The sequence below is a fragment of the Mechercharimyces mesophilus genome (assembly GCF_059818345.1).
The window spans coordinates 135,199-156,749 of record NZ_JCBAPH010000001.1 but is presented as its reverse complement, the minus strand read 5'-3'; the positions used below and the strand labels follow the sequence as shown (position 1 = coordinate 156,749).

Sequence of the window (21,551 nt, the reverse complement as noted above, 5' to 3'; positions counted from 1 at the left end):
ATGTTTTTTATTATCTGTTACTTTATGGGAATTATCATGTGGATACACCGATCGTTCATGAAAAATCCCGCCTAGAAGGCGGGATTAACTACTCCGTCTTGATTACATCAGGGGCTGTTGTGGAGGATTTGCATTCGGAGCAGGATCTTGGTTTGGTGAAGCATAAGTTTGACCTTGAGTGGAGATGCTCGTTAGCGCCACTCCAGCATTATCTGCATAGGGCTGACGAACAGCCAAATCACCGATGGCTACAATGCCTACGAGCTGACCATTGTTCACAATCGGCAACCGTCGAATTTGATTCTGCGCCATCAATTGTGCTGCCTCATCGACAGACATATTTGGAGAACCCACTACCGGATTGGGAGTCATAAAGTCTGCCACCGTGGCGGAGTTGGGTTTGCGTTCTGCGATTGCCCGTAAAACCAAGTCACGGTCAGTAACCACGCCACTCAACATTCCGTTTTCCACAACGGGAACCGAACCAATGTTTTGCTGCTTCATTATAGTAGCTACTTGAAAAATGTTGTCTTGTGGAGTAACGGTGTTGACATTGGTTGTCATAATGTCTTGTAGTTGATGCATAACAATTTCCCTCCTTTTCTGTGGTTATGTTCTCCTATAGGTCGATTTTCATACACCCTTATGCTACAAGACTATCTCTTCTTTTTAATCCCGACGCAGATCCACAAAAAGCTTCCCGTCACTTTCCATTGCCGCATAGAAAACTTCTTGGATCGAAGTGACACCCGCCTGTTTTTTCAATTGCCCTAACAACCACTTTCCGTTTTTTCCATTCAAATGGAGGTTATCATAAATAATTTGCCCATCTACGATCAGCTCCATCGGAATTTGTGGAAGGGGGGAGGAAAGAGACGATTGCTTTTGCTCTATGGAGTGTGGTGTAAGAGGCTGATAATCCGGTTTTTTCATCACTGAGATGCCACCATCATTTTCAAAGATAGCAAAATGAACTTCAGATACATTAAAAATATCTTTCTCACGTAACAGTTGCATTAATTCTTCGACCGTCATTCTCATTTTCTTCATGTTTTCTTCTAAGATCTTTCCCTCGCGGATAACAATCACCGGATCTCCACCCAATAGGCGACGTGCCTTTCTGCTTTTGAGAGAAATAAAGGTCATCAACCAGGTAAGCAGGCCGAAGAGAACCAAGCCAAAGAAGTGGTGCACCGTTACTTGGTCTAAATCTGTTGCTAAATTCCCAGCAATCGATCCAAACGTAATCCCGTTGATATACTCAAAAAACGTCATTTCGGCTAATTGTTGCTTCCCTAAAATACGAGCGATGACAAGAACGCCACCAAATGCAAGGACAGTCTGTATAAAGACCTCAAAATAGGCATTCAATCGTCGGTTTCCTCCTTCCCTCCCCATTTTTCATCTTTTATCATACAACCGTAAAAGAAACTCCTTGATATCAACCAAGCGGTCAGAAGAGAGTGACTCCTCGCTTCCTGCAACAATCAACGGGACAAAGGAGTCTTGGCTATGTAGGGAACCATGGGAAGCTCCACCTGTATGCCGAGGAGCATATGGAGTAGAAAACTCATACCCCGGCTTCGCATTGATCACCAGAAAACGTCCCTGATGGGAGCATAGTGCGGCCTTAAGCCTCCTCAATCCATCTGGAAATTGTCCATACGTCAGACTTCCTGTCTCTCGATCTAACGAGAGATCCATGAAATCCTCCCTCCCCTTCAACTCCCAACCTTGCTGATACGGATCATTCCAGTTCGTTCCTTCTCGGTAAGAAAAATGACCCTCTTTCCCTGGTGAAAGAACGATTACCCAGTCACCCTCCAGCCAAGCAAGCACGTCCACTCGTTCCTCCTCATGAAACGCGTGCGCCAACTCTTCTAGTGAGAGATGATCTTGCAAAGCGTAAATATAAGCCATTCGCTGATTATTACAAAGAGCAACTTCCGCTGTCCGCCTTTTTTCATCTCCCGGTTTTAAGAGTCGATAGGAAGTAAGCGGTGTAACGAGAGAGATAAGGGAATCTTTCTTTTGCGGAAGAATGTTTGTCTGTCCGCTATCGCCACTAAGAATCCACGTCACTTGTTGCAGAGCCTCGTCCCAGGAAGGAAAAGTATCCAAGATCCGCCTCAAACGTTCATCTAATTTTTTAAGTTCTGTCAGGGCTGCCGCTGTTCCTTTTCGATGAATCGGTCGATCCATATCAGGAAAATAAACGGCTAAAAACGAAGGCAACCACTGTTTTTTTATGAGATAACAAATCGCTTGCTCTGCATACTCATCCGTGAATCCAAATTGATGGAAGGGACCCGTCGGTAAGTGTACACCTGCATGTAAGGGATTCGCCAGCCCTCCATAAGTGAAAAGTGTTGGCCCCTTGAGGTTAACCGACTGTGGAAGACCAGTCCACTGAGCCAATCCCAATGGTAGGGTATAATATTGACGTACGGCTCCCCTGAAAACCATACCATTGATGGATCCTGTCTCCATCCCTCGCTCTGCCAATTCTTCATACAGCGTTGTTACCTGCGGACTTAAATGCTTTTCATTCAGGTGATAAATCCCGTCTTTCACCACTTGTCCCACTCCACTAACCATTACTTCTGTAGGACCCGTCCCATAGTTGACTATACGTTGCTCTTCTTCGCTGTACCAGACAAGGCCAGGAAGCTGATGCTGATCAGGATATACCCCTGTCCATACGGTGCTATCAATCGAAACGGACATTGTTGGAAAAGAGCTAATCATATTTTTATGGTACTGACCTCGTTCGATAAAAAAAGCGAGTGCAGGTAGCTGCTCGCTCGAAATGCCTTCGTCAATTGCATCGGATAAGAGCGAGTCCAACATGAGAAAAATAACCTTCTTCTTGGATTGTGAAGAAGGAGAAAGACCGCCCCTATACGCGAAACTTTTTAATCTGGAGCCCCAGAAATACCAATAGAATATGCCTCCACATAAAAGCAACAGAAAAAGTAGAATCATCAACATGATCGATGTCCTTTTCAGGTAGTTGTACCCCTCTATCCTCTCCACCATTCCCTTATCTATACACAATCATTGGGATCTATTCACTAGCTCAACGAAGCTTCCCATGCAGCAAAGAATGCAGTTCTTTCGTTCGGTAGAGGATATCTCTCTTAAACCCTGTCTGTCTCGATTTCATCGCATCAATCAGCTTGCGCTTCCTACGTGAAGAATGGTAAAACAAATCTTTTTCCTTTTTCAACAGCTTAATCATATGATAAAGAGAGTCTTTATGTTTCAGCCCTTGATCAAAAACCATACAAAAGGGGGTTCTCACTTTTTTCACTTGTTCAAACAGGGCCCTAACGTAACCATGCGTGGATGAAAGGAATGTGACGCGGGGGTCGTTCACTTTCTTCAAATTAGCTTCAATCTGTTTTAACCTTTTTTCCGGTAGAGAACACCCGATAACCCATACAGAAATATGATGATAGACTCCCTCTAACAGTGTTTCTAGTTGTCCAATTGTAGTAGAAGAAACCGCTGTTACCGGAATGAGAATCGTTGTGTCTATTGGAATCCCTCGTCTGTTTCTCGTCTGCTGTATGATTTCACACCTTACCCTGCGCCAATGACGGTGAGCTTCAAGCTCTTCTAGATGAGCAGACACACTTTTAGGAGAACATACGCGATAGTCCATTAATTTCACTGGGGAATATAAGAAATCACAAACCTCTGCTAAACGCAACCAGTAATCATAATCCTCTATTGTGGGCATACGATAAGCGCCGACTTTTTTTGCTGCTTCTTTTTTATACATAAACGAGGCACCCACAAAACAAAAATGGATCAACTCTTCTTTATTTAATTTCTGCAATTTTGCGTATCTCTCATACTTTTTACATTTAAGCGGTTTGCCTCTACTATCCACATGTCGAAAGGAGCTATATACCATCCCAACATGTTCCGGAGCTGTAGACAATAGACGACGTAATTGGCTTATGAAACCAGGGTAATAAGTATTATCACTCGAGATCCAAGTCAAATAGCGGATATCTGGGTCTGCGAACATTGGAGCAAAGCCTTTATTTAATGACTCTGCTACTCCTCTATTCCTTTTATTGTGCCTCAACTTCACTCGAGGATCACGTTTCGCAAAATCAGCAAGGATTTTTTTGGTCTGCTTATTGGACCCATCATCAACAATGTACAAAATAAACTGGCGATAAGACTGAGCAAGAATCGATCTTAAAGAGGCGAACAAATATTTAGGAACCTGATTATATACGGGCATGACAATCCCTACATCCGGCTTTTTCATCGAAGTACTCCCTTCGCTTAGCATGTTCTGTCCACTCTCGCAATTGCTTTAGCATCATGTAATACGAAGGGACTTTATAGGGGAAATCTGGACGAGTACATATTAAGCTACGATTGATTTGTACTCGATCATCTGGCTCTATCCAAACCGACTTTCTTTCGAATACCTCCGCCATCATTTGTAACAGTTCAAACTTAGAGATTTTCAGTGGAGAGGTTAAGTGGATAATACCTCCTATTGATCGGGATGTGAGCCAGTGAATGGATTTAGCTAGTTCTAACGTTGTCACTCCACTCCAAAATGCCTGCCGATATCCTTGAATCTTCCCTTGTTGTTTCATAAACCACTGGAACAAACCAATCCCTTCTTTTAATTCAGGTCCGATAATCGATGTCCGAATGGTTAAATGAGGGGGAATCGATACTTCACCCAAACGTTTGGTTAATCCATAGATAGAGCCTCCATCCGGATTGTCCTGTTCACTGTATTCACCCTGCTTTCCAGAAAAAACACAGTCGGTACTAATATGAAAAAGCCGATATCCGAAGGCGGAGCTGTAACGAACCAATTGATGTGGCAGTAAACTATTTATCAATAGCGCTCTTTCTTTTTGCTTGTTTGCTCTTTCATTTAAGAGTCCAATTGCATTAATGACCACATCTGGTTTCGTTCTATCCAAAATTTCGATCAATTTCTTTTCATCTGGAGCCTCTAGTTCCAGACATTGAGGAACCTCGCTTGCTACTCGTCTCGTTTCCCATACTTGATGCCCATGGCGACGAAGATAATCTACGATCATATGGCCCGCCATACCTGCTCCACCCAATACGAGAACATTCAATCGAATCTCCCCCCTGATTGATTAATCGAGTAATTCGCTTTCTTTTAGTAGATCTTCAATCTCGGAATGGGACATAAAATGAGAGTTGGAGTCATATTTCCTGAAATCAACTTTGGGCAAACAAGCGTAACGCTCAATTAACTCCGCAGAAGGGGATTGAGGAAGAATAACATAACTATGTTTGCTATAACGATAGGTGCGAGGAGATTCATTACTGGAGATCAATACTTCATGCATCTTCTCTCCTGGACGGACTCCTATTTCTCGAATAGATGTCGACTGTGAGCCTAAGTTCTTTATTAAGACATGGGCTAAATCAATAATCCGGCATGTTCTCATCTTCATCACAAAGGTCTCTCCCCCTATCGAAATGGCTGATGCTCGCAGTAATAAGGAGATTGCTTCAGGGAGGGTTAAAAAGAAGCGAGTCATTTCCTTAGATGTCATCGGAATGTCTCTACCTTCCAACAAGCATTTCTTGAAAAGAGGGACAACACTTCCTCTAGTCCCAAGGACATTTCCACCTCGGATACACACAAAGCGCGTCTTCGCATTCAGTTCATTTCCGCGAATCCATAATTTCTCACCAAAAGCTTTGGTCATTCCATAAAAATTGATTGGGTCAACAGCCTTATCCGTCGAAACATCGATTACTTTTTCCACTCCATGATAAATACTTGCCTTGATTAAGTTTTCTGTTCCCATTACATTCGTTTTTAAAGCTTCGTCGGGCTGCATTTCACAGATGGGAACATGCTTTAACGCCGCCAAGTGAAAAACATAGTCCATCCCTCGACAAGCATTCATCACTGCATCCTGATCGCGCACATCACCGATGCAAAAATGAAGACGAGGATGAGAAAAATCCTGTTGCATCAGTACTTGTGCTCCTTCGTTCCGAGAAAAGATCAAGATTTTTTGCGGATCTTCCCGCAACAGATGCCGTGTTAATTCATGTCCCCATGACCCCGTACCACCCGTAATCAGTATTTTCTTGTTTTTAAACATGCAACTTTCCCCCTAACACCAGGTTAACAACCTTAGTAGATACATCTTTTTCTTCATAACCTTCTGGACACTCCCATGTCGGTTTCGATGCCAGCATCATCTCAACGCAGTCGCATATTTGATCCGCAGAATCCACACCTGACACAACATTGCTGCCACAGATGACTGTCTCAGGGCGCTCCGTCGTTCGACGAATGGTTACAGCCGGTACCCTAAAAATGCAGCTCTCTTCCTGCACCGTTCCACTATCGGTAATCACTCCACGCGCTTCCTTTTGTAACTTTACAAAATCAAAAAATCCCAGGGGTTCCAACAGGTGTACTTTTGGATGAGAAAGTGGTTGCAATTGTTGGAGACGACTTTTGGTACGGGGATGAACGCTCACCACGACCGGGTATTCTGTTCGTTCAGCAATCATGCAAAAAGATTCCATAACCGTTCGTAGACGCCCTATATTATCTACATTTTCCGCACGATGAACCGTTGATAAGAGATAACCCCCAGCCGACAATCCCCGTTTCTGCAGAGCGTGGCTCTGTTCGATTTTTGGGAGGTAGTATTGCAATACTTCGTATATCGGGTTTCCTGTTACCCAGATGCGTTGGGATGAGACTCCTTCACGCAACAAATTTTGCCGACTATATTCGGTATAAGGCAGGTTATAAGTAGAAGCAGCATCAATTACTTTTCGATTCAACTCTTCCGGTACCATCGGATCAAAACAACGATTGCCTGCTTCCATGTGATAAACAGGTATCCCCAACCGTTCAGCGAGAATAGCACAGAGAGCACTATTGGTGTCTCCTAACAAAAGGATCCGATCCGGTTTCTCTCTGGTCATAATGGTATCCAGATGTTGAAACATTTGTCCCACTTGTTGGCCAAATGAGTAGGATTCAAGCTGAATGTGGTGGTTAGGCTTTCTTATTTGTAATTCTTCAAAAAAAATATCGCTGAGCTGACGATCATAATTTTGTCCAGTATGAACCAATTGATGACAACCTGCTAACTGATCTAATTTTTCAATGACCCGACTCAGCCGGATAATTTCTGGACGCGTCCCTAAGATTGTCATCACTTTCATAGCATGAACCTCCTACTTCCCCTCTTTTTATTTCTCTCGTTCGTTCAAATAACTTGCCTTCAATCTGTGGATATATCTTGTTGGCCTCTTGAAAATCTTCCGGTCGACCAATATCCATCCAAAATGAATTCGTGGTGTAATGATGTAGTTCTCTATTTTCAGACAACAATTTCTGAATCAAATCGGGAACATCAAAGAATGTATCTGATGGAATGTACTCGAGTAATTGCGGTTCCATCATATAAATACCCATACTCACTTTTGCAACCTGAATTGGTTTCTCTGTAAATTGAGTCACCAGATCTCCTTTTGCTTGAAGCACACCCAGGTGAATCGGGACATTTTTATCCTGAGAAGCAATTGTCATCAAGTGACCCTGCTGGATATGATATTTTCTAAAAGTAGCAAGATCCATACTGGTAAGCACATCGCAGTTCATCACAAGAAAAGGATCGGTTAGTTTCAACGCCTTGAGTGCACCAGCGGTCCCCAAAGGTTTATCTTCTACATGATAACGAATAGTGACCCCCCAACGCTCGCCATCTTGAAAATAGGTCTTAATAAGAGAGGAGAGGTATCCACAGGCCAACGTAATCTTATGAAAACCATTCTGAGCAAGTTGTTTAATAATAATTTCTAAGATAGGCTGTCCACCAACGGGGAGCAATCCTTTCGGCAACACCTGCGTATAGGGACTCATACGTAAGCCTTTTCCCCCTGTCATAATCACTGCGTCCATCAACCTTTTCACCTCCTCAAAGAACGTACTCATCTGGATGATAGTAGCTTTGATTCTCCTTCATCCAAGAAATTGTTTTCGCTAGCCCTTTCTCGAAAGAGACTTCTGGTCTCCACCCTAAAAGGTCTTCTGCTTTTTTACTATTGGAGAACAAGCGATTGACTTCACTCTTATCAGGACGGAGGCGATTATCTGACACACGGACGGGTAATTGGCGATCAAGCAATTGAAGAACCTTCTTCACAATCTCTTCAATAGAAATCTCAAATCCTGATCCTGCATTGATCACCTGTCCAATTCCTTCTTTCACCATCGCTGCACGCATAAAAGCACGAGCCGTGTCTTCCACATAAGTGAAGTCACGAGTAGCAGTCAAATTTCCCAAAACGATTTCAGATGACTGAAGCGCTTGTTGAATAATGGTTGGAATCACCGCACGCATCGATTGTCGCGGGCCATAAGCATTAAATGGCCGCAAGGTTGTAGCGGGTAGTTGGAAAGAACAGTAGTAGCTTTCTATTATTTTATCCGCTGCAATTTTGCTGGCGGCGTAGGGGGATTGGGCCTTCAATGGGTGTTCTTCATCCATCGGAACATAGTCTGCCGTCCCATATGTCTCACTCGTTGATGTATGAACAAGCCTCTCCACTCCTTCGGAAAGTGCCGCTTGTGCGATGTTAAGCGTACCCATAACATTTGTCTGGAAGACGTCTTGTGGATTCTTGTACGAATAAGGAATCGCGATTAAGGCTCCGAGGTGAAAAATGATATCCATGCCTTGGACAGCTTTTTGTACAGCATACCCATCTTTCAAATCTCCTGCATAGATATCGATTTCTTTCTGCTCTTCCTTGGATAATTGTGTGAGAAAACCATGATCATTGGCTGAGTTATATCGAATAAAAGCACGAACTTGGGCTCCATTACGAATGAGTTGCTCCACAAGGTGACTACCAATAAAACCTCCAGCACCCGTAATCAACACCCGCTTACCCGTAAGATCCACTCTTCTCACCACGCCCTCTCCGAGATGATATCAGTATATTCCCTTGTCTTTGTAGCGGAATCCGCAGATGGACTATATATCGGAAAATAGGGAGGTAACTAAAAGCCATTCTATAGGGTGATGACCATCAACACCCCTCCTTCATTCGAATACAATAAAAAGAAGGAAGAGGTGAAAGAGATGAAAGTAGTCATACCTGTCGGTGCATTGCATACCGGCGGTGGATGCAGAGTACTTGCTGAGTTAGCAAACGCCTTGCATGGTCAAGGACATGAAGCCGTGGTGGTGATTCCAGAAGGAAGACCCATCGAATATAAGCTTCACTGCCGTGTACTCCACGTCCCGAAGCTTCATAAAAAATATATCCCATACGGAGACATCGTCATTCCAAACTTTTACTCTACTTTTCCCTCTGCTTATGAGGCATGGCCTAAGCAGTGTGTACGCTGGAGTCTAGGATTTGAACCTTACTGGGTTGCAGAAAAACAATTGGCTCTTTGGACATACAAGCAGAACATCCCTGTAATCAGCATTTCCCATTGGCTTGATCAGCAGATATATAAACACACCAATAAAAGAAGCCATGTCGTTTCATTAGGAGTGGATCGCTCCATCTTCCATGGAGAGAAGCCTTTTAAAAAAGTGAATCACACCAAACCTAAAGTCATCCTTTACATTGCACGTGATCCCCAAAAAGGATATAAGCTAAAAGGGTTTGATGATTTCAATCAAGCGATGATTATACTAAAAAGAATTTACGATAAGCCTTTTGTCGTTCATTTGATCTGTCCGGAAAGGCCCCTATCACTTTCACCAGGTATCCGCTACCGCACCTTTCAACCCAAGGAAGACGATCAAATAGCTAAATTATACCAAAATTCAGATTTATTTGTCTCTAGTTCTTGGATTGAAGGATTTTCTCTTCCTCCATTAGAAGCGATGTCCTGTGGTACACCCGTAGTGACAACAAATTCGGGAGGAGTATTGGATTACTGTAAACATATGCATAACGCCCTACTTACCCCCAGACGTAATCCCGAATCCCTTGCACATAGTATCAAAGAAGTATTAGAGAACCCTTCATTACAGAAAAAATTTATTACGAATGGCTTAAATCAAGCGAATCAGATGACCAAAGAGATCTGTAACAAAAAAATGATTCAGACGCTGGAAACTCTAGTGAACAGACATCGAGAAATAGTATAAAAACCCCTATATAGGGGTTTTTATACTGCGTGCGATAACCAATCCCATCTTCTATAGTCGGGGTTTGTTATCGACCTGATACGGAGAAGGTTAAACCCCTGTTTACAATGTACTATCGCTCGATAAAAAAGAGAATCCAGCATAAGAAAGATCACCTAAGCCTCCTATCCTTCACCCTTGACCCTAAAAATCCAATAAATGACTACGAACAATCCGAATAAGATGACGAGAATGCTTCCAATGAACACGAACCTAAGACTCTCTTCTCAATTTGTGCAAGCTTCTCTCTCTCATTTGTTGGCGTGGCTATCTTCATTCTCCATGCATCTACTTCTTGAACGCATCCCCTCTAAAATATCCAATACCGATTGTTCTAAGGTGAACAAAGGCGTCCAACCCAGACGAAGAAGCTTTTTGTTTTCACCGTGTATGGAAACAGGTTCTCCTTCTCTTACACGACTTCGATCCACTTTTAATTGTAGAGGAAGGGAGCTATATTGAAAAAAGAGCTTAGCCAATGTAGTCAGAGAAATTGCCTGCCCCCTGCAAACATTGATCACTTCACCTTTTTTCAGATCATCTTCTGTTAAAATCACACGATAGGCACGGGCAGCATCACGAACATCCAAGAAATCCCGTTTGGTTTCAGGGCCACCGTTTATCATAAAGGTTTTGGATTGTTTCTGCTGTTCGCAGGTCGCAACAAACTGAGCTATTATACTCGCAATGCCCCCATCAGCACCAGGACCAATCAAGTTGAAGGTACGTGCCGTAGCAATAGGCAAACCGAAACAGGTCGCATACAACCTCCCCACCTCCGTTTGCATCCACTTGCTCCAACCATACGGATTGTTTGGAACGATGATATCCTCTTCACGATAGACGTGCTTTTCACCCTGGGGGGCGAAATACTCGCTTACGGAACCAATCAGCAAGATCTTCTTTGGTTTTATCCCTTGTGCTAACCGTATGGATTCTAAAATTTTTACAGTTATTAAGAAGTTCACCTCAATCGCAGTAAGCGGGTACTTCCATGCATATGAGAGGTGTTTTAACCCGGCTAAATGAACAATATATTGTGGTCGAACACGCTCTAGAAAGCTTTGGATCGCCGTGCAATCATCCAAACACAGCTGCGAATAGTGGTAGAAAGGATGGTGATAAACTGGATCATCTCTTCTACCTGTACCGAAAACCTCAAATCCTTCTTCGATCATTTCTTTCACAAGGTAGGTTCCTACAAACCCCGTTGACCCAGTAATCCACACCCTCCCTTTAATCTTGGAGTCTATTTTCCACACCCCTTCCACGCAAACTCAAAATATACTATGGAATAAGGCAAAGAAAGTTGTGGGTTTAAATCTGCAAACAGTAAATCTCCGTTCCTATCCATCCGTATACGTGGATCATCCAGTATCAACAGACAAATCCTCGTTCATCTATTAAAAGAGAGGACCATCAGGATCCGACTTATTTTTATGCAAGTTTTTCAGACCTCTTTGATCGGAATTGGAACTATAATAATATAATTTAATTGGGATATTATCTGCTTTCACACCGTTTAATACGCATTTTCGAATGAAGTGATAATCTTCCGCTCGATTTTTTTTTCTTACAAATCCACCGTGCTTATCAAAAACTTCACGCCGCAACAGGACCGTACCCGCACAAATCGAATGTCTTCTCTCCTGATATCGCTTTTTAATATACTCACTTCCATAGCCAATCCATTCATTCATTGGGAGCACCTCGTTCGTTCCATGGCGCACAAATTCAAAACGCGCCCCCACCAAACCAATGTCTGGATTTTGTTGAAGAAAGCGTACCTGCCTCTCCATTCGCTGAGGATGAGAAAAATCATCTCCATCATGGAGGGCAATAAATTCTCCCCTGGCTAAAAACATTCCCAGAGAATTTGCTCCTGCATTTCCTATGTTTCTGGGGAGTGGATGAAAAAACACCCGTTTCGCTTGCGCTGGAGATAAAGAGCGAATCCATTTCTTGATGGTCTGGACACTGTTGTCGGTGGAATGATCATCAATCACGATGATTTCAATTTTTCTGTATGTCTGATTGATTAAGCTCTTTAAACATCGCTTGATATACTTATTTTTATTAAACACTGTAACAACGACACTTACCAACCCTTTTACGATTGGCGTACTCACCACATTCACCTCTTTCTATCTCTACCAAATATCTTTTTTTACCGTGATACGAATCACCCTCTTACATAGGCTTGCCCATTTCACGGATCGTCCTTTATATATATTAAAAAAATAATAAAATTCTTTCTATTCGATCATTCTTTCTTCTCATTCCTGGCTCTTTCGATTAGTTCTAACGTTCTTTGATCAGGATTGGAAGAATAAAAATATAACTCTTGCGGTATATTATCTGCTTTCACACCGTTTAACACACATTTGCGGATGAAATATAGGTCTTCCGCCCGATTGTCTTTCCTCTCAAATCCACCTAGCTCATCAAATACACTGCGTCGCAACATCATGGTACCGGCACAGATACAATGCCTTCCTTCCAAATACCGTTTCTTTATATTCTCACTCCCGTATCGAAGCCACTCGCCCACAGTAAGCACCTCATTCGTACCATGCCGTATCCACTTATACCGCGTTCCAACGATGCCAATATCCGGATTTTGATTCAGGAATTGAACTTGCGTTCTTATGCGAAGAGGATGAGAGTAATCATCTCCATCTTGGAGCGCTATAAATTTCCCACGAGCGAAAAACATTCCCACGGAATAAGCTCCTGCATTCCCTATATTTCTAGGAAGAGGATGAAAGAACACCCTCTTGGCTTGTATAGGAGTAAGAGTTCGAATCCATTCCCTGATTCTTTTGACACTGCGATCGGTGGAACCATCATCAACCACGATGATTTCCAAATCCTTAAAACACTGATTAATAAGACTACTCAAGCATCTCTTAATATACTTTTCTTTATTGAACACTGTGACAACCACACTCACAAGCCTCTCAACATTCGCCTTACTCATTGCAATCACCTCTTTATTTTCTTTCTAGACACCTATCTACCCCACTACTTAAACCCCACTTACCTATCACCATATTATATTTGTTTATCATAACTTAGTAACTGCTATACCCCATTTTTGAGGGAATTCTGTTCTTATGCAATATCAAAAAAAAGAAGGCTGGTACATTCCACCAGCCCTGTTTCATTCCTTCTCCCTCTGCTTCACCGTTTGATATCAAAATTGATCTTCTTTATTTTTTTCTCTGTTTCTTCTTCACTAATACGAAGTTTTTTTTGTTCGTTCTTCAATTTCTCCATTTCTTTGATCAATTTGCTGTCGGTTGTCACCTTCACTTCATGATCAGGGAATTTCTCCCTTAGTTGTTTGGATACATCAGCACGCGTGCGACTTAAGAAAAAACGATCAAAGTTGGTGACGGTAATTCCTACTGTCAAGTTTTCTCTGAACGCGACGACAATCGCTTCTTCCACACGATCATGAGTAAGCGCTACTTGTTCAGCCTGAAAAGCTACTTTCTGCTCCTGCTGCTGTTGATAGGTGATTGGTTCCAACTTTTGATCCGCCTCTTCTTTCTCTGCCTGGTTGTTGCATCCAATACAAATTAGAAAAAAACACATCACGATCTTTACCCAACGCATTCAAGACCGCCTCCTTCATCATCCTAGAATGTTCGCCTTTAGGTATAAAAATGCAGTCTGATTACAAAATCTATGGGAAGAAGTGGTGTCATAACGAATCCAGCAGGAGGAAGAGAGATGTTCAAAAAGAATAACCAACTAACAAAAGAACAGCAAAACTATCATAACTTAGCTAACCAACGAGAGCCCAAACGGCCGATCTTACTCAACTGTCTTAAAGCTTTTTTGGTGGGAGGAAGCATTTGCGTATTGGGACAAGGAATTTCTCAACTTTATATGACTTTCTTCGACTTTAATGAATCCACTGTTGGTGATCCAACCGTCGCCACCTTGATCTTCCTCTCTGCGCTTCTAACCGGTCTGGGTGTCTACGATCACTTTGCCCAATGGGCAGGGGCAGGGACTGCCATTCCTGTTACTGGTTTTGCAAATTCCGTTGCTTCAGCTGCTATTGAACACCGTTCAGAAGGTTTTGTCCTAGGGGTGGGGGGCAATATGTTTAAATTGGCGGGTTCGGTCATTGTATTTGGTGTCGTCTCCGCTTTTGTCGTTGTCATCTTGAAAATCATCTTTCAATCACTGGGGGGATAAGCATGCTTCAAGGGAGAACATGGATCTTTCAAAATCAACCTTCCATTGTCTCATCCGCTGCTGTAGGAGGACCCTTTGAGGCAGAAGGACCCTTAGCAGATGATTTTGATATTCTTAATGACGATTTGTGGTTAGGAGAAGAAAGTTATGAAAAAGCAGAGAAAAAAATGATGAATCAAGCATGTGAGCGAGCGCTTGCCAAAGCCAATCTCTCTAAAGAGAACATCCAATTCTTTTTGGCGGGTGATCTCATGAATCAAATTATCTCAAGTAGCTTTGTTGCACGCACTCTATCTACTCCGTATTTAGGTTTATTTGGTGCTTGCTCCACTTCCATGGAGGGACTTGCCCTGGCCAGTCTCTTGGTGGATGGAGGCTATGCTTCTACAGTCATGGCCGCCACTTCCAGCCATAATGCTACCGCTGAAAAACAGTACCGTTATCCCACCGAGTATGGTTCACAGAAACCTCCCACTGCCCAATGGACAGTCACCGGAGCGGGAGCAGTTATTGTCACTTCCCAAGTGCATGACCTCTGTGTGACAAGAGCAACCATCGGACGTGTCATGGATATGGGCATTCAGGACCCTTTCAACATGGGAACCGCCATGGCGCCCGCGGCTGCAGATACGATTGAAGCACACTTCCACGACCTTCAATTATCAACTGACGCGTATGATCTTGTGCTAACAGGCGATCTGGGTCGAGTGGGCCACCGCCTCGCAACCGAATTGTTACAAAAGAAAGGGATTCACTTTCCACAAGGTCGCTTTGGCGACTGTGGTCTTATGATCTATCGCGATGATCAGCCTGTATTTTCTGGAGCCAGCGGATGTGCCAGCTCTGCCTGTGTCACCTATGGTCACATTCTTCGTCAGATGCGCAAAGGGAAGTTAAATAAAGTATTGATCATCGCAACAGGAGCATTGTTGTCACCGATTAGTTATCAACAAAAGGAGAGTATTCCTTGTGTCGCTCATGCGGTCTCGATTGAACGAAGAGGAGGTTCCAAGTGATGATGATCTATTTGTGGGCATTTCTTGTGGGAGGGCTTATCTGCGTAATCGGCCAATTGATGATGGATGGTTTGCGTTTAACACCCGCACATACGACAAGCACGCTCGTGGTAATCGGTGCGGTAATGGATGGGCTTGGGTTGTATGAACCATTGATCGATTTTGCAGGAGCGGGAGCAACTGTTCCCATAACCAGTTTTGGAAATGCCCTGGTCCATGGAGCCATGGTAGAGGCAGACGAGTTCGGATTAATCGGCGTGATTACAGGAATCTTCCAGGTGACCAGTGCGGGTATCTCTTCTGCCATCATCTTTGGATTTATCGCGGCTCTGCTCTTTCGTTCAAAAGGGTAGAAAAATAGAGATATTCCTTTAAGAATATCCCTTTAAGTCAGCAGAGAGAAAGCTTTTGTACCTCTCTCTGCTTGTTTTATTTATTCCATTATCGGTTCATCATCTTCTCCCAACCGACTCCTTCACCAATCCCACTTCCTTCATCGTCAGTAGCACCGTCTCAATGAAAACGGTTGCCCCCGTCTTCATCGCCTCTTCATCAATATCAAACATGGGATGGTGATGAGGATAATGACAGTTCTTCGCTTCGTTCCCGGCTCCTACAAAGAAAAAAGCACCCGGTCGCTCCTGTAGATAGTAAGAGAAATCTTCCGCCGCCATCACCGGTGAGATCTCCTGCACTTTCTCCTCTCCGACGGCGGCACCAGCTGCCCTCTTCACGCGTTCGGTCTCTGCCTCATGATTGATCAGAGCCGGATAGCCCCACTCATACTGAAGGTGCCCACTAGCTCCATACATTTGACATGTCTTCTCCATCACATCTGCGATCCGCTCATGAATCGATGCACGAACGGCTTCATCAAAAGTACGCACCGTACCCGCTAATTGACAGCGCTCCGCAATGACATTGAACGCTTCTCCTCCCTCAATTTTCCCCACCGAAATGACCGCTGGCTTGAGAGGATCAATCTGTCTAGAGACAATGGATTGGAAGTTGACAACCAGATGAGACGCGATCGCCACTGCATCCACCGATTCATGCGGAAGCCCTCCATGACCTCCTTGACCGCAAAGATGGATAGTAAAGGAGTCTGCAGCTGCCATCATCGCTTGTTTACGGTAGCCCACCACACCCACAGGTAGTGACGTCCATAGATGTAGGCCGTAGATGTAGTCGACTCCATCTAACACCCCATCCGCTATCATTTCCTTGGCACCACCAGGTATTAACTCCTCTGCATGCTGAAAGAGAAAGATCACACGCCCGCTGAGTGTCTTTTTCATGCTACTTAAGATCGATGCCACACCTAACAGAATAGCCATATGCCCATCATGTCCACAGGCATGCATGAGACCCTCGTTTTCAGAACGATAAGGGACACTTGTCTCTTCTTGAATCGGTAAGGCATCCATATCTGAACGCAAGGCGATCGTGGGTCCCTCATTGGCACCTTCCAACGTGGCGACCACCCCTCTTCCTCCCACTTCGGTTTTCACGGTTAGACCCATCTCCTCCAATAACCGAGCCACACGTGCAGCGGTTCGTTCCTCGGCAAACGACGCTTCCGGATGACGATGAAATTCTCTACGCCATGCCACCATCTGCGAAAACTGATTCTCCACTCTTGTTTTTATATCCAATCTATCCTCACCCTTCAAAATATAAAGAATAATCACTTGCCAAAACCCTTTATTTGCATGATCCCTATCCAATTTTCGTGTCCATTTGTCAAACCCCGACAATGCATTATTGCATGAAGCCCAAGAACATACTATGATAAATAAGATGAACGAAGAAGCGAGTACAAGGAGGCACATAGCCATATGATCATCGATGATGCAGGCATCAAAGGAATAAAGAAAAACTTTGGCGCACTCGAAACCCTCATGAAAGGACTCGGCTTTGCCCGCTGGTCCTGGGATTATAGCAAAGCTTATTACGATCTCAAGCTACCAGACGATGAGGCCAAGGTTGACTACTACCTGCGCATCCGCGCAGACGTCGTAGAAGGGGTTCTTGAAAAGAAAAGCAGCACGGTCAAATTGAACAACCCCTTGTTTGTCCGTCACTTCTTCCCCCACGGGATGGACCCTGAGGCTGAAGTACCAGCAAAAATGCAAGAAACGGTCGACGAAGCCATTGAAAAAGTAAAAAATGCTTTAGCATAAATTCAACTATCTTCTCGCGAAATACACATAAAAACGAACACAGGCGGCCCGATTCATTCTCGGCCGCCTGTTACCTGTTTACTTCACGCGTTCGGTTTCCGTCGCCGTAGACTTCTCTTCACTGCTAAAGCCTACTCCTTCCACCTTCACATTTACTTCAACCACACGCAATCCGGTCATCGTTTCGATAGCTTCTTGCACACTTTCTTGCAGGCGACGAGCTACTTCGTGAATTTTCACACCATAATCGACAATGACACGCAGGTCAATCGCTGCTTCAACTTGACCTACCTCCACTGATACTCCTCTGGTGACATTTTTCCCACTTACTCTTCTGGTCCAACCTTCTGTCAATCCACCAGACATACTAGCGACACCTTTCGTCTGCTCTGCCGCTAAGCTAGCAATAACAGCCACTACATCATCTGCAATCCGGATTGCTCCATGTTGTTCTGCCATCTCTCGAACCTCCTCGAGCATCCATCCACTTCCTAATGATCCTCTTCTTAATTATGAGAAGAAGCAAAGACCGTCCACCTATACTTCTAACCACTTGACGATCTTGCTTCTATTCTACATCAAATTGGCTCTCAACTACACCTTTTCCATGCAAACCATCCGGGGCCAAGCTCATAGAAGGTTACCCTACCTTATAGCCGGCAATTTTCACGACCAACCTTACTTGTGGGTGATCCAAATTCACTTTGTAACCATAATAAATATTTTGCTCCACTTCGATTTCATAAGGCTCTAGATAGCGCCCCCGTAACAACTTGGCAAAGAGCTGGTTGGCCTCCGTCTCCGATAAGTGAAATTTACGCATAAAATCTTTTTTTATCCATGTACTCCCATAGCTTTTCCCTGAATTATTAGGGTCTTGATACCACTCATAAATCTGGATAACAGCATTTTGTACAAGGCGATCCAATTGGGAGAGGTTCTGAAATTGAGGGATATTTAAGAATTCGAATAAGTTATGAGCTTCATCACAAAACTCCGGTAGCTGTGCTGATTTGGATAAACTTTCATCGTATAAACAGAAAAGCTCTACCCGCTTGCCCGCAGACCAGAGTCGATCCAACAAGGGCACCATATCTTGATCCGCACTTACAATCACGAAGGTGGAAACCTCTGGTATCTTAAATAGGACCTCCATCGCATCCAAACATAGCTGTATATCAGAAGCATTTTTCCGCTCATCTCCACCTCGACCATTTCCATAAACCTGATGGACATGGACCCGCTTCTTTTGCAGACTCATCATTGAGATATCCAATTGTTCATAGTCAGCATAAGCTTCAACCATTCGAATAGAGTCTTTACCGTAATAATCTTGTAATCGCAAGAACAAGTTATGTTGTTGCTCCGGATGGTCGGGATCCATATGATATTTCTTCAAGCCATAATATATATTTTCTAAATCAATAAACACCGCAATATGCTTATATGATTCCATCTTTCTATCCTCCTTCGTTTTTAAATTTGTACGCGCTTACCCCATACCCATGTATTTTCCATTCTACAACGACGCCACAGAATCCTCTTTTCCACCCTTTTGAGCCCCTTTCTGCTAGTTGACATTGGTTTTCATTCCGTTGTCTAATATTATTACCAGAAACAGCAGCATAATAAGTATCAGGGAGTGAGGATTATGAAGCAAAAATGGTTTTACCCTGTATTAATCGTACTTACAGCCTTTAGTGCAGGTCTACATTTTTTTTCGAGTCAAGAATCCCTACAATTTCTCTTATCCAGTTTAGCCTTATTAGCTTGGGCGATGCTAATGGGAAAAGCCACCGAATCCGTGGCACATCACTCAGGTGAACGATTGGGCGGATTTTTAAATGCGACCTTTGGTAACGCAGCAGAATTAATTATTGCCATTTTTCTAGTTAAAGAGGGACTATTTGATATGGTGAAAGCCAGTATTACTGGCTCAATCATCGGCAACCTGCTCTTGGTTCTCGGACTAAGTATCTTCTTCGGGGGACTACGCTTCAAGATTCAACGGTTTAATCCCCTCTTAGCAGGACATAATGCCTCCCTCATGCTGTTATCCGTTATCGCCCTATTCATTCCTGCCGCTTTTCTTTCCGGATTAGAAAGCAAGGATGTTCAACTACTCAGTTTTATTATCTCTGGAGTCTTAATCCTCTGCTATTTCTTATGGCTGATCTTTTCCATGGTGACACATCGTGAGGAATTAGGGGAAAGCCTTGATGGCGTTCCGAATATCAAAGAGGACGAGCCTGAGATGTGGTCAAAAAGATATTCCATCTTTTTGCTCGTACTTTCCACCGTCTTTGTCGCCGTCCAGAGTGAATGGCTGGTGGGAAGCATAGAAGGGGTAGCGGAAGCATTGGGATGGTCTGAGCTCTTCATTGGCGCCTTTTTGATTGCCATTATTGGTAATGCCGCGGAACATAGCGCTGCGATTTTTCTTGCCATGAAAAACCGAATTGGAGCAGCAGTAGAAATTGCCATTGGGAGTAGTCTGCAAGTAGCCTTATTCGTTGCCCCCGTTCTCGTATTTATCAGCCTTTTATTCGGAGAGCCGATGGATCTCGTCTTTACACAATACGAAGTCATCGCCATTGCTGTCGGTGCGTTTATCGCCAAATCCATCTCACGTGATGGAACCACCAACTGGTTCGAAGGGGTACTCCTACTCTTAGTATATATTATAATCGGAACCGCCTTTTTTGTCGTCTAACAAATACATTCCCCCTATGCATTTTTTTTGCAAATAGGGGTTTTTTTGTTTTCCTCTCTAAACCAGTAGTGATGTGCTCATTTTACGACGAAAGAGAGTTTTACGAAGATAGCGGTCCAATCATTTTCTCATTTTTCCGATATAGTATATTAGCTTAATCATCTTTTCAAACTACTCTCCCTGTCATTGGTCCACCAGCCAGGTTAGAAAGAGTGGAAAGGAAGGTCCCCTATGATACTGGTTACCGGTGCGGCTGGCTATATCGGCTCCATGTTGATTCCCTTGCTTCGCACCAAGAACATACAGGTTCGCGCGATTGATAATTTCAGCACAAGCAACATTCGCTCGGTTGCAGATGTTTCCATCCAACAAGCGGATGTCACTCATCCTGCAGAAGTAAAAGATATGGTAGAGGGAACATCCGCCATTGTTCATCTAGCTGCCATCAGCGACATTCAACAATGTCACCAAAATCCAAGAAAAGCGATAATCACCAACTTATTATCCACCCACTATCTTACTGAAAATGCCATCCAATCGGGAGTAAAGAAAATCCTCTTTCCTTCTTCCTTCGCTATCTATGGTTCATCCCCAAAACGAAAAGAAGACGATTCCCCTCATCCAGCAAGCTTTTATGCACACTTAAAATTATGGTCCGAGCAAATTCTTGTCGCAGCGGCTCGTGAGCATGATCTGCCTATCACCATCTTTCGACAATCCAATGTTTGTGGGAAAGGGATGCAACCACGGCAGACCGTCATGGAACTCTTTTGTAATCGATTTCTCAAAAAAGAACCTATTTTAATCGATGGGTCAGGAGAACAAATGCGCAACTTCGTCCACGTTAAAGATGTTGTCAACGCCTACTACAAAGCACTGCTTCAATCCGCTCCTCCTATCATCAACTTAGCCGGCAAAGAACAAATAAGTATTAACCAGCTGGCCAAGTTCGTTAATGAAACGGGACAAAAAAGATATGGTTATACCGTCCCCATCCAACATCGAGAAAAATCCGTTGCTCATGGACGAGAACCCTCGCAATTCACTTTTCATATCGACCGGTTAAAGGAATTATTAGGTGGCCCTCCCCAATGGAGCATTCACGATGCTTTAGAAGAGTGCCTCACCACCAAGTAAGACCCTTCTGATCAGCTTATACTGCAAGGGATCTCCATCCTTGTTCGCCAATGGTAGGTTGAATAACTGAAAGTGACTA

General features: G+C 43.6%; 23 protein-coding genes. 7 read left to right on the top strand and 16 right to left on the bottom strand.

Annotated features, from left to right (window positions below; translation table 11 throughout):
* Positions 1-102 precede the first annotated feature (102 nt).
* The 9 genes from AC6RGY_RS00895 to AC6RGY_RS00855 all read right to left on the bottom strand — a co-directional run bounded on the left by AC6RGY_RS00895 (position 103) and on the right by AC6RGY_RS00855 (position 8,975).
* On the bottom strand, positions 103-585 hold the full coding sequence (locus AC6RGY_RS00895; RefSeq protein WP_499858941.1) for a CBS domain-containing protein: 483 nt from the start codon (positions 583-585) through the stop codon (positions 103-105).
* 84 nt (positions 586-669) lie between these two features.
* On the bottom strand, positions 670-1,371 hold the full coding sequence (locus tag AC6RGY_RS00890; RefSeq protein WP_499858939.1) for a DUF421 domain-containing protein: 702 nt from the start codon (positions 1,369-1,371) through the stop codon (positions 670-672).
* A gap of 30 nt (positions 1,372-1,401) precedes the next feature.
* The gene (locus tag AC6RGY_RS00885; RefSeq protein WP_499858937.1) at positions 1,402-2,850 is read right to left on the bottom strand and encodes an alkaline phosphatase family protein; all 1,449 of its coding nucleotides are present in this window, start codon (positions 2,848-2,850) and stop codon (positions 1,402-1,404) included.
* Positions 2,851-3,079: 229 nt separating this feature from the next.
* Positions 3,080-4,288 carry a glycosyltransferase family 2 protein gene (locus tag AC6RGY_RS00880; RefSeq protein WP_499858935.1) on the bottom strand — a complete coding sequence of 403 codons (1,209 nt, stop codon included), beginning with the start codon at positions 4,286-4,288 and terminating at the stop codon, positions 3,080-3,082.
* A complete protein-coding gene (locus AC6RGY_RS00875) occupies positions 4,248-5,129 on the bottom strand; it encodes a dTDP-4-dehydrorhamnose reductase family protein (RefSeq protein WP_499858933.1) in 882 nt (293 codons plus the stop codon). The genes AC6RGY_RS00880 and AC6RGY_RS00875 overlap by 41 nt, the downstream gene beginning before the upstream one ends.
* A gap of 21 nt (positions 5,130-5,150) precedes the next feature.
* The gene (locus tag AC6RGY_RS00870; RefSeq protein WP_499858931.1) at positions 5,151-6,137 is read right to left on the bottom strand and encodes a polysaccharide biosynthesis protein; all 987 of its coding nucleotides are present in this window, start codon (positions 6,135-6,137) and stop codon (positions 5,151-5,153) included.
* Positions 6,130-7,221, bottom strand: a complete 1,092-nt coding sequence (wecB, locus tag AC6RGY_RS00865) for a non-hydrolyzing UDP-N-acetylglucosamine 2-epimerase (RefSeq protein ID WP_499858929.1) — start codon at positions 7,219-7,221, stop codon at positions 6,130-6,132. The genes AC6RGY_RS00870 and wecB overlap by 8 nt, the downstream gene beginning before the upstream one ends.
* Positions 7,160-7,960, bottom strand: coding sequence for a sugar phosphate nucleotidyltransferase (locus AC6RGY_RS00860; RefSeq protein WP_499861398.1), 801 nt, complete (start codon positions 7,958-7,960; stop codon positions 7,160-7,162). Before AC6RGY_RS00860 ends, wecB begins: the two co-directional genes overlap by 62 nt.
* A gap of 16 nt (positions 7,961-7,976) precedes the next feature.
* Positions 7,977-8,975 carry an SDR family NAD(P)-dependent oxidoreductase gene (locus tag AC6RGY_RS00855; protein ID WP_499858927.1) on the bottom strand — a complete coding sequence of 333 codons (999 nt, stop codon included), beginning with the start codon at positions 8,973-8,975 and terminating at the stop codon, positions 7,977-7,979.
* Between the two features lie 171 nt (positions 8,976-9,146).
* On the opposite strand from AC6RGY_RS00855, the gene AC6RGY_RS00850 reads away from it, so the two are divergent.
* On the top strand, positions 9,147-10,172 hold the full coding sequence (locus AC6RGY_RS00850) for a glycosyltransferase family 4 protein (RefSeq protein ID WP_499858925.1): 1,026 nt from the start codon (positions 9,147-9,149) through the stop codon (positions 10,170-10,172).
* A 290-nt stretch (positions 10,173-10,462) separates the two neighbouring features.
* Here AC6RGY_RS00850 and AC6RGY_RS00845 read toward each other — a convergent pair whose 3' ends face one another.
* The 4 genes from AC6RGY_RS00845 to AC6RGY_RS00830 all read right to left on the bottom strand — a co-directional run bounded on the left by AC6RGY_RS00845 (position 10,463) and on the right by AC6RGY_RS00830 (position 13,832).
* Entirely contained in the window at positions 10,463-11,440 is a 978-nt protein-coding gene (locus AC6RGY_RS00845) for an NAD-dependent epimerase/dehydratase family protein (RefSeq protein ID WP_499858924.1), read from the bottom strand.
* 174 nt (positions 11,441-11,614) lie between these two features.
* A complete protein-coding gene (locus AC6RGY_RS00840) occupies positions 11,615-12,340 on the bottom strand; it encodes a glycosyltransferase family 2 protein (protein ID WP_499858923.1) in 726 nt (241 codons plus the stop codon).
* A 134-nt stretch (positions 12,341-12,474) separates the two neighbouring features.
* Positions 12,475-13,191 (bottom strand): glycosyltransferase family 2 protein, encoded by a 717-nt coding sequence (locus tag AC6RGY_RS00835; RefSeq protein WP_499858922.1) that lies wholly within the window; start codon positions 13,189-13,191, stop codon positions 12,475-12,477.
* A 203-nt stretch (positions 13,192-13,394) separates the two neighbouring features.
* Positions 13,395-13,832 (bottom strand): YhcN/YlaJ family sporulation lipoprotein, encoded by a 438-nt coding sequence (locus tag AC6RGY_RS00830; RefSeq protein ID WP_499858921.1) that lies wholly within the window; start codon positions 13,830-13,832, stop codon positions 13,395-13,397.
* 117 nt (positions 13,833-13,949) lie between these two features.
* Here AC6RGY_RS00830 and spoVAC point away from each other — a divergent pair, with 117 nt between their 5' ends.
* From spoVAC to spoVAE, 3 genes are read left to right on the top strand one after another with little or no spacing between them, the layout of a single operon-like run.
* Positions 13,950-14,423, top strand: coding sequence for a stage V sporulation protein AC (spoVAC, locus tag AC6RGY_RS00825; RefSeq protein ID WP_499858920.1), 474 nt, complete (start codon positions 13,950-13,952; stop codon positions 14,421-14,423).
* 2 nt (positions 14,424-14,425) lie between these two features.
* Entirely contained in the window at positions 14,426-15,439 is a 1,014-nt protein-coding gene (spoVAD, locus tag AC6RGY_RS00820; RefSeq protein ID WP_499858919.1) for a stage V sporulation protein AD, read from the top strand.
* 2 nt (positions 15,440-15,441) lie between these two features.
* On the top strand, positions 15,442-15,792 hold the full coding sequence (gene spoVAE, locus AC6RGY_RS00815) for a stage V sporulation protein AE (protein WP_499861396.1): 351 nt from the start codon (positions 15,442-15,444) through the stop codon (positions 15,790-15,792).
* 99 nt (positions 15,793-15,891) lie between these two features.
* On the opposite strand, the gene AC6RGY_RS00810 is transcribed toward spoVAE, so the two are convergent.
* On the bottom strand, positions 15,892-17,094 hold the full coding sequence (locus AC6RGY_RS00810) for a M20 metallopeptidase family protein (RefSeq protein WP_499858918.1): 1,203 nt from the start codon (positions 17,092-17,094) through the stop codon (positions 15,892-15,894).
* A gap of 183 nt (positions 17,095-17,277) precedes the next feature.
* Between AC6RGY_RS00810 and AC6RGY_RS00805 the strand changes: the two genes are divergently transcribed.
* Positions 17,278-17,622, top strand: coding sequence for a YugN family protein (locus AC6RGY_RS00805; protein WP_499858917.1), 345 nt, complete (start codon positions 17,278-17,280; stop codon positions 17,620-17,622).
* Positions 17,623-17,700: 78 nt separating this feature from the next.
* On the opposite strand, the gene AC6RGY_RS00800 is transcribed toward AC6RGY_RS00805, so the two are convergent.
* Both AC6RGY_RS00800 and AC6RGY_RS00795 read right to left on the bottom strand, forming a co-directional pair.
* Complete coding sequence (locus tag AC6RGY_RS00800) at positions 17,701-18,102, bottom strand: Asp23/Gls24 family envelope stress response protein (RefSeq protein ID WP_499858916.1); 402 nt, start codon at positions 18,100-18,102, stop codon at positions 17,701-17,703.
* Between the two features lie 160 nt (positions 18,103-18,262).
* Positions 18,263-19,078, bottom strand: coding sequence for an NYN domain-containing protein (locus AC6RGY_RS00795; protein WP_499858914.1), 816 nt, complete (start codon positions 19,076-19,078; stop codon positions 18,263-18,265).
* A 195-nt stretch (positions 19,079-19,273) separates the two neighbouring features.
* On the opposite strand from AC6RGY_RS00795, the gene cax reads away from it, so the two are divergent.
* Positions 19,274-20,335: a calcium/proton exchanger gene (gene cax, locus AC6RGY_RS00790; protein ID WP_499858912.1), complete on the top strand. Its 1,062-nt coding sequence runs from the start codon at positions 19,274-19,276 to the stop codon at positions 20,333-20,335.
* A gap of 231 nt (positions 20,336-20,566) precedes the next feature.
* Complete coding sequence (locus AC6RGY_RS00785; RefSeq protein WP_499858911.1) at positions 20,567-21,472, top strand: NAD-dependent epimerase/dehydratase family protein; 906 nt, start codon at positions 20,567-20,569, stop codon at positions 21,470-21,472.
* The last annotated feature ends 79 nt before the right edge of the window (positions 21,473-21,551 follow it).

Bases quoted from the DNA above. Each gene is read 5' to 3' on its own strand.
- AC6RGY_RS00895 (WP_499858941.1), bottom strand. From the start codon at position 585: ATGCATCAACTACAAGACATTATGACAACCAATGTCAACACCGTTACT.
- AC6RGY_RS00885 (WP_499858937.1), bottom strand. From the start codon at position 2,850: ATGTTGGACTCGCTCTTATCCGATGCAATTGACGAAGGCATTTCGAGC.
- AC6RGY_RS00880 (WP_499858935.1), bottom strand. From the start codon at position 4,288: ATGAAAAAGCCGGATGTAGGGATTGTCATGCCCGTATATAATCAGGTT.
- AC6RGY_RS00870 (WP_499858931.1), bottom strand. From the start codon at position 6,137: ATGTTTAAAAACAAGAAAATACTGATTACGGGTGGTACGGGGTCATGG.
- wecB (WP_499858929.1), bottom strand. From the start codon at position 7,221: ATGAAAGTGATGACAATCTTAGGGACGCGTCCAGAAATTATCCGGCTG.
- AC6RGY_RS00860 (WP_499861398.1), bottom strand. From the start codon at position 7,960: ATGGACGCAGTGATTATGACAGGGGGAAAAGGCTTACGTATGAGTCCC.
- AC6RGY_RS00850 (WP_499858925.1), top strand. From the start codon at position 9,147: ATGAAAGTAGTCATACCTGTCGGTGCATTGCATACCGGCGGTGGATGC.
- AC6RGY_RS00835 (WP_499858922.1), bottom strand. From the start codon at position 13,191: ATGAGTAAGGCGAATGTTGAGAGGCTTGTGAGTGTGGTTGTCACAGTG.
- AC6RGY_RS00830 (WP_499858921.1), bottom strand. From the start codon at position 13,832: ATGCGTTGGGTAAAGATCGTGATGTGTTTTTTTCTAATTTGTATTGGA.
- spoVAC (WP_499858920.1), top strand. From the start codon at position 13,950: ATGTTCAAAAAGAATAACCAACTAACAAAAGAACAGCAAAACTATCAT.
- spoVAD (WP_499858919.1), top strand. From the start codon at position 14,426: ATGCTTCAAGGGAGAACATGGATCTTTCAAAATCAACCTTCCATTGTC.
- spoVAE (WP_499861396.1), top strand. From the start codon at position 15,442: ATGATCTATTTGTGGGCATTTCTTGTGGGAGGGCTTATCTGCGTAATC.
- AC6RGY_RS00805 (WP_499858917.1), top strand. From the start codon at position 17,278: ATGATCATCGATGATGCAGGCATCAAAGGAATAAAGAAAAACTTTGGC.
- AC6RGY_RS00800 (WP_499858916.1), bottom strand. From the start codon at position 18,102: ATGCTCGAGGAGGTTCGAGAGATGGCAGAACAACATGGAGCAATCCGG.
- AC6RGY_RS00795 (WP_499858914.1), bottom strand. From the start codon at position 19,078: ATGGAATCATATAAGCATATTGCGGTGTTTATTGATTTAGAAAATATA.
- cax (WP_499858912.1), top strand. From the start codon at position 19,274: ATGAAGCAAAAATGGTTTTACCCTGTATTAATCGTACTTACAGCCTTT.
- AC6RGY_RS00785 (WP_499858911.1), top strand. From the start codon at position 20,567: ATGATACTGGTTACCGGTGCGGCTGGCTATATCGGCTCCATGTTGATT.